Source organism: Enterobacter cloacae complex sp. P27C (genome assembly GCF_014895705.1).
GTDB classification, from domain to species: Bacteria; Pseudomonadota; Gammaproteobacteria; order Enterobacterales; family Enterobacteriaceae; genus Enterobacter; species Enterobacter bugandensis.
In genome coordinates this window covers 1-4,516 of the sequence record NZ_JADBQB010000022.1, presented here as the reverse complement: position 1 = coordinate 4,516, position 4,516 = coordinate 1, and the positions used below count along the sequence as shown (strand labels likewise).

3 protein-coding genes are annotated in these 4,516 nt (G+C 52.6%); 1 reads left to right on the top strand and 2 read right to left on the bottom strand.

All coding sequences use genetic code 11. The annotated features are described in order from the left end of the window. Window positions 1-112: 112 nt before the first annotated feature. The gene (gene kdgT / locus IM291_RS21750; RefSeq protein ID WP_028015220.1) at window positions 113-1,105 is read right to left on the bottom strand and encodes a 2-keto-3-deoxygluconate transporter; all 993 of its coding nucleotides are present in this window, start codon (window positions 1,103-1,105) and stop codon (window positions 113-115) included. Between the two features lie 650 nt (window positions 1,106-1,755). Between kdgT and proP the strand changes: the two genes are divergently transcribed. Continuing rightward, window positions 1,756-3,258, top strand: a complete 1,503-nt coding sequence (gene proP / locus IM291_RS21745) for a glycine betaine/L-proline transporter ProP (RefSeq protein ID WP_028015221.1) — start codon at window positions 1,756-1,758, stop codon at window positions 3,256-3,258. 34 nt (window positions 3,259-3,292) lie between these two features. Here the strand turns inward: proP and IM291_RS21740 are convergent, their stop codons facing one another. After that, on the bottom strand, window positions 3,293-4,246 hold the full coding sequence (locus IM291_RS21740; protein WP_192987633.1) for a nickel/cobalt transporter: 954 nt from the start codon (window positions 4,244-4,246) through the stop codon (window positions 3,293-3,295). Window positions 4,247-4,516 lie beyond the last annotated feature (270 nt).

Genomic DNA, 4,516 nt, shown 5'->3' with positions numbered 1-4,516 from the left:
ATCACCATGGGTAAAGGATGTTAAAAAGTGTTCACCATGTCCCCGAACACCTGTCTACCATGTCCCCGGACTGTACACCCCCCAGGGGAGAGAGGATGGCTGGCGCGGTGTGTTAGTGATTCATTTCTATCGGTTTCGGTTCAGGCGGGATCTCTTGCACATTTCCGTAGCGTTTCGCGTATAGCGCCGTGATGATGGGTACCAGGATTGCGGTGACAATCACGCTGGCGGCAACCAGTGCCGTCGCGGACGCGGCCACCGGTTCGAAGGCCGGGTTAATCTGGGCGATAATCACCGGGTTTGCAACGGCAGCGCCTGCGGCTGAAGAGGCGGCGACGCCCGCCGTGCCGTTTCCTCCCCCGATTACGCGGTCAGCAATGATCAGCGGAATACCGGTGATGATGATAACCGCGACACCCAGCACAATCCCCAGCAGTCCCGTATCCAGAATCACGTTCAGGTTGATGGTATTACCCAGCGCAAAGCCAAAGAATGGGATCAGCACCGGCGTGGCTTTGCTGAAGAAATCACGCAGATCGTGATCCAGATTGCCCAGCGCGAAGCCGATCAGGAATGGCAGGATCGCGCCGACAAAATGATGGGGCTCAAAAGAAGCCAGGCCAGCGGACCCCAGGATCAACATCGTCATGAGCGGGCCGGACTCCAGAGACATCAAAACAAACGCGCCGGACTCCTCTTTCGTTCCGTACTGGTTCATCAGGCTGGCATACAGCCCGCCGTTGGTCATGTCCATCGCCGAGACAATCGCCAGGACGGATAACCCGGCGAAGAAACCGGTCTGAATTCCATTTTCAGGAATGAACATCGCGCATATCATTGCGACCACCCAGGCAACCGCTATTTTGGTTATCACCAGCGTTCCGGATTTGCGTAATACGGTACCGGTTGCCCGCAAATTAATGGATGCGCCGATACAAAAGAACCAGACCGCCAGGATGGGAACGGTACCCGTAATCATCCCCTTTGTGAAACCACCAAAATAAGCCCCGGTTTCAGGGGCTAATGTATTCAGAATAGCACCGAGTACCAGCGGCACCAGCATCATACCACCCGGTATGCGTTCTATCGTGGCTTTAATCTTCATCTCTAACCCTCACAATTTCGCCTCTCATGGTGAGCGGCAGGTGCGAATAAAAAAAATCAATAAATTCAATTTGATGAAGGGTGCTCTTGATGATTGGTTTGTGATAACCCTGCACCGAAATTCAGTCAGCGCTCTCGTTTTCTCTCGTCAGAAAACATGCGTCGCTATGTTTCAGGAATTATCATGCGATCGATGGAATATTGATTCAATGAAAATAAAACGGTGTTTTAGTTATCTTCATCACATATTGAATGTAAACTTTACGGCGCGTTGTGAGAGCTGAAAATTTATGTAAATCTCTTGTAAAAAATATGGCTTTTTATTCTGTTGGGAAAAGAAAAAGGATGAGGGCGAAAATGGGGGCTCTGGAAGGTTGAGAAAGTACTTATTTGCGGTAGTTGACAAAAACTGTCTTCACCTGACGCAGTATAAATATATGTGTGAAGTTGATCACAAATATAAACGCTGGTAGGGTAAAAAGGTCATTAACTGCCCAGACAGGCGTCAACAGGTTCGGTTGTATCGACGGAAAACGTCAATGTAAGTAAACCTGCTACGCTTGAAGATGGAGGTTCGCATGGAGCGGATCTCGGGTTCACAGAGTGCGAGTTGGCTGTGGAACGGACAGGGCTAAGTCTACGAGGAAAGCTATGCTAAGAAGGAAAAAGGTTAAACCCATTACGCTTCGCGACGTCACCATTATTGATGACGCTAAACTGCGTAAAGCGATCACCGCCGCCTCGCTCGGTAATGCGATGGAATGGTTCGATTTCGGTGTCTACGGCTTTGTTGCCTATGCATTAGGTAAAGTGTTCTTCCCCGGTGCTGACCCTAGCCTGCAGATGATTGCCGCGCTGGGTACATTCTCCGTTCCTTTCCTGATCCGCCCGCTGGGTGGTCTGTTCTTCGGTATGCTCGGTGACAAATACGGTCGCCAGAAAATACTCGCTATCACCATTGTCATTATGTCGATCAGTACGTTCTGTATCGGCCTAATACCGTCCTATGCCACGATCGGCATCTGGGCACCTATTCTGCTGTTGCTCTGTAAGATGGCGCAGGGCTTCTCCGTCGGGGGCGAGTATACCGGGGCGTCGATCTTCGTCGCGGAGTATTCCCCTGACCGTAAGCGCGGCTTCATGGGCAGTTGGCTGGACTTCGGTTCGATTGCCGGGTTTGTGATGGGTGCGGGCGTCGTGGTTCTGATTTCAACCGTGGTCGGTGAGGAGAACTTCCTCGACTGGGGCTGGCGTATCCCGTTCTTTATCGCGCTCCCACTGGGTATTATCGGTCTTTACCTGCGACATGCGCTGGAAGAGACACCTGCGTTCCAGCAGCACGTTGATAAACTGGAGCAGGGCGACCGCGAAGGGCTGCAGGACGGCCCGAAAGTGTCCTTTAAAGAGATCGCGACAAAGCACTGGCGCAGCCTGCTGACCTGTATTGGTCTGGTGATTTCCACCAACGTTACTTACTACATGCTGCTGACCTACATGCCGAGCTATCTGTCGCATAACCTGCACTACTCGGAAGATCACGGCGTGCTGATTATTATCGCCATCATGGTGGGTATGCTGTTTGTACAGCCGATTATGGGTCTGCTGAGTGACCGCTTTGGCCGTCGACCGTTTATCATCCTGGGTAGCGTAGCGCTGTTCGCGCTGGCGATCCCGGCGTTTATTCTGATCAACAGTAACGTGCTGGGTCTGATTTTCGCGGGTCTGCTGATGCTGGCGGTGATCCTGAACTGCTTTATCGGGGTGATGGCATCCACATTACCTGCGATGTTCCCGACGCACATTCGTTATAGTGCGCTGGCGGCGGCGTTCAACATCTCCGTTCTGATTGCCGGCCTGACGCCTACGCTTGCCGCCTCTCTGGTGGAAAGCACGCAGAACCTGATGATGCCAGCCTACTACCTGATGGTTATTGCGGTAGTCGGCCTGGCGACCGGCCTGACCATGAAGGAGACGGCGAACCGTCCTCTGAAAGGGGCGACACCTGCGGCATCTGATATTCAGGAAGCGAAAGAAATCCTGCGCGAGCACTACGATAACGTTGAGCAGAAAATTGAGGATATCGACGCAGAGATTGAAGAGCTGCAGAAGAAACGCTCCCGTCTTGTTGATCAACATCCACGCATTAACGAGTAATAAAGAAAACCCGCCAACGGCGGGTTTTCTTTTATTAGCATCCGGCGGCGATGTAGTCGCCGTTGGCGCTAATGGGGATGACGGTCAGGAACAGGACGGTCGCGAACAGGATCAGGATGATACCTCCGGCAATTTTAACTGCCGGCACCAGCCACCTGAACGCGCTATCTCCCCCGAACCATGCCACCGTACGTTCACGGGCATAACGAACTGCCAGTGATAGCCCCATAATAGAGAGTGCCGTACCTAAAGACATGCTCATAACGGCCGCCATTCCCCAGGTGACAATGCCCAGCGCGTTCGAAAACATCAGAATCATGATCGCACCGCTGCACGGACGTGCGCCAATCGCCAGAATGACGCCCAGACGCGTTTTCCAGTCACCTTGTGTCAGATCTGCGCCCACGCCGTGATGACCACATCCACAATGTTCATCGTGCTGATGAAGGGGAGTGATGGCTGAGATCCTCATTCTTTGAGGCCGCAGGCTTTTCAGCGCCTGGTAAATGATGAAAGCACCAAACGCGCCAATCAGCACGGCGCTTATCTTCTCGACATACCAGCGGCTGGTGCTGATATCCCCTGACGCGAGGTTAAATCCTACTGCCAGAATAAAGACAAACAGAATGGCGCTGACGCCCTGCATCAGGCTGCCAAGAAAGGGAACGGTGCGTGCGGCCAGTTCGCTCTCCTTATTTGTGCTCAGGTAGGTTGTCACGATGAACTTCCCGTGCCCCGGCCCGATGGCGTGAAGGACGCCATAAAAGAAAGCGCCTGTTAAGAGCCATAATCCACCGCTGTACTGGTTGTTATTCAGCTGTAGTAGATACATCACCAGATAACGGTGCAGCGTAATCTGCGTGGCAAGGCACCACTGGATAAAGGCGTTCCAGTGCGTATGCAGCGTAAAAGCGGCGAAGAGGATGGTCAGCAGCATCAATCCGGCCGTAGGGAGGCGCCAGTCGCGAGGCAGGCGTTGTGTATTCATCAGGGGGAGCTCTGCGGAGAAGAATATTTGCCGCTAGTATAGTTGATCTTCTCTTTCAGTTCGCAGGATCGCATCAGGATCTTGCTGTAATTGTGGATAAGTCTGTGCGTAAAAGGGTATAAAGCGGGGTTTTGCTGGGGAATGCAGCGGTCAGTCATTTTTTTGCAACTTTTCTGTTGCGGGCTGCGGAGAACTCCCTATAATGCGCCTCCATCGACACGGCGGATGTGAATCACTTCACAGTTAACCCGGTCGGTTGAAGAGAAAAAA